This is a genomic window from Nocardia barduliensis (genome assembly GCF_013315795.1).
GTDB classification, from domain to species: Bacteria; Actinomycetota; Actinomycetes; order Mycobacteriales; family Mycobacteriaceae; genus Nocardia; species Nocardia barduliensis.
On record NZ_JABLTE010000236.1, the window covers coordinates 1 to 2,866 of the forward strand.

3 protein-coding genes are annotated in these 2,866 nt (G+C 70.2%); all 3 read left to right on the top strand.

Features of this window, described 5'->3' with window-relative positions; genetic code table 11:
- Positions 1-1,673 (top strand): VWA domain-containing protein (locus HOV91_RS38830; RefSeq protein ID WP_246351608.1); only part of this gene is annotated, 1,673 nt, incomplete at its 5' end.
- A gap of 81 nt (positions 1,674-1,754) precedes the next feature.
- Positions 1,755-2,000 carry a hypothetical protein gene (locus HOV91_RS38835; RefSeq protein ID WP_043736129.1) on the top strand — a complete coding sequence of 82 codons (246 nt, stop codon included), beginning with the start codon at positions 1,755-1,757 and terminating at the stop codon, positions 1,998-2,000.
- A gap of 53 nt (positions 2,001-2,053) precedes the next feature.
- Complete coding sequence (locus HOV91_RS38840; protein ID WP_043736128.1) at positions 2,054-2,863, top strand: hypothetical protein; 810 nt, start codon at positions 2,054-2,056, stop codon at positions 2,861-2,863.
- Positions 2,864-2,866: the final 3 nt, after the last annotated feature.

The following is a 2,866-nucleotide window of genomic DNA, read 5'->3' on the forward strand; positions in this document are numbered from 1 at the left end:
CCACCACACCCACACCACCGCCCGCCACCGCCGGATGGGATGCCCTGTCTGCCGCCCTAACCGATGAAGCCCCACCGATCGCAGACCGCGACGACCTGGTCGTCACCATTGCCCCCGGCGCGGCGCACGGGCACCCGGCGGTGTTCATGCCCCACAGCGCCGCCATCGAAATCGACGGCACCCGCCTCGGCATCGACCCGGCCACCGCGCGGCCGGACCGCAACAGCGACCGCGCCCGCTACGCCGCCGTGTGGGGCGCGTTCGTCCACGAATGCGCCCACGCCCAACATTCGGTGTGGGAAGCGCCGCCGGTGGCGAATCCGGCCGTGGTCGAGGCCGCCCTGCTGTTGGAGGAATCCCGCATCGAGGCCGCCCAGATCCGTCGCCGCCCCGATGACCGGCACTGGCTGCGCGCCAGCGCGACCGAGATCGTGATCGGCGACAACGGCGGCACCGATGCCGCCGCCCAGATCCCGCCCACCGATTATGCCGCCGCCCACAACGCCGCCCTCCTGCTGGGGCGCGTGGATGGCGGCATCCTCACCGCGTCGGAATGCGCGCCCGCCGCCGGGGTCATCGAGTCCATCCTCGGCAGCGACAAGCTCGAGAAGTTGCGCGCGATCTGGCAGCAGGCCCACACCGTGGCCGACGACGACACCAACACCATGCTCGAACTCGGGCAACGGTGGCTCGATATCGTCGGCCCCGACCCGCACGCCGACCCGGATCCGAACTCGGTCCTGTCCGCCGCGATCGGTGACACCGTCACCAACATCAGCAACGCCGTTGCCGCGCAACCGGTCCCGGTCGACCCTGCCGAAGCGGCGGCCACCGCGCAACGAGAGGCCCAGCGTGCCGCACGGCGCGCGGCGGCGCGGGCGCAGAAGGTGTTCGGCAACGGCAACGGGACCGGCACCAGTGCCAGCACCCGCGCCACCCGCACGCCGCACCCGGACGAACGCGCCGCCGCCCGGGTGCTGGCCCGCGCCCTCAACAACGCCGCACAGCGCGAACGCGCCACGATCAAAACCACCTCCGCGTTGCCGCCCGGCCGGTTGCGGATGCGCGGCGCACTGGCCCGCGAAGCCCAACGCGCCGCCGGGGCGCTGCCCACGGCCGAACCGTTCACCCGGACTACCCGCAAAACCGTGCCGATCCCGCCGTTGCGGGTCGGTATCGCCTGCGACGTGTCCGGTTCCATGAGCGACTACGCCGACCCGGTCGCCTCGGCCGCATGGATCATCGCCCGCGCGGCCGAGCTGGCCACCATGCCCGCCGCTACCGCCACGGTCACCTTCGGCGCATCGGTGGCACCGATCACCTACCCGGGCACCGCGCCCGCCCGGGTCACCCAATTCAGCTGCCCCGATTTCCTGCACGCCATCGACAACGCCATCGAGGCCCTCGACGGTGCCCTCGAGCTGTCGCGCCCGGAAAACACCCGCCTGCTGGTGATCATCTCCGACGGCTACTACGACGGCAGCAACCGCGACCGCGCCCAGAAACTCCTCGATCGGCTCCGCGCCACCGGCTGTGCCGTGCTGTGGCTGGCACCCGACACCGGCACGGCACCCGACCCCCTCAACGGCGCGAACCTGCACCTGATCACCGACCCCGCTACCACCGCCCACGCCATCGGCCGCGCGGCCACCGCCGCCGTACGCACTGCCTGACTCCCGTAGCGGCAGCCAATCAGCCACCAGCGGGATCCAACTGCCCGCGCCGAACCCACCACCGAACGAAGGGGCAAGAACATGGACACCCACGGCACCACGCCAACAGCAGCGGAAGCACCCGATCCGCAGTCACCCACCGAATCCGACAGCGAAACCTTGATCGGCTCGACCACCCGGCCGATCTGGTTCCACGGCGTACAGCTACCGGCCGGAACCCTGGTCCGCATCGTCCGATTCCGCCGCGACGGCACCGCCGAGATCATGCGCACCGACGTGTTCGGCCTGTCCAAGCGTGTCGCAACGGATGCCCTCGACTGCCCATAGCGCACCGACCGAGACGAAATCGGCACACTACCAACCTCTTTAGGAGTTCGGCCATGATGAACAGCGACACCACCCCGACGGTCAACCAGGCACCGGTCAGCGCGGCGAACACCACCGGCGATCAGGTCAGCCGATTCGGGGCCGAGTGCCCGATCCGGGTCGGTGACGAGGTGACCGGTCGTGACAACCCGACATGGCGCGGCCGGGTCCGCTCCATTTACCTCAACGACGAGGTCGCGGAATGCGCGATCGAAACAGCCGACGGCAGGCGGGGCTTCGCGCCACCGTGGGCCTTGGTGCCTGCCGATACGGAACCGTCCCGCGAATGGCGAGACCGGATGCAGACCTTCAAGAAGGCCCAACGTGACCAAGCGATGGAGGCGCTGCGCCGAAAGCGGCACGAGGCCGCTGAACACGCCGAAGACCTCGCCGGGCGGCTGAACACCATCGCCACCGCACTCCGAGATGGCGACACCCCCGACCCCGGCGAACCCGTGGAAAACCTCGCCCATACCTTCGCCTTCGCGCTGCATGAAGTGACTGAACTCGATGACAGGGTCGTCGCCGCCGGGCTGTCGGCCACCGACGAGCCTCAGCGACACAGCGCCGCCGAACCGGCCGGTTCCGACGAACTGCTCGCATGGTTCCGCGTCCTGCAACAGCGCATCCGCGACGAGATCGACTGCTACAGCACCCGCGAAGACGGCACCGAGGACTCGTCTGCCTGCGCCGACCACCACGACCGGCTCGAAGCCCTGTATGCCGAGGCCAACGACACCATGGCCGCGCTCGATAGCCACCTGGACACCGGCGGGCCGCTACCCGCCGCATGGGCACACATGCCCACGCCCCACCCCCACTGATCC

What these genes read in the sequence shown, in the direction of transcription:
- HOV91_RS38835 (WP_043736129.1), top strand. Translation starts at nt 1,755, where the DNA reads ATGGACACCCACGGCACCACGCCAACAGCAGCGGAAGCACCCGATCCG.
- HOV91_RS38840 (WP_043736128.1), top strand. Translation starts at nt 2,054, where the DNA reads ATGATGAACAGCGACACCACCCCGACGGTCAACCAGGCACCGGTCAGC.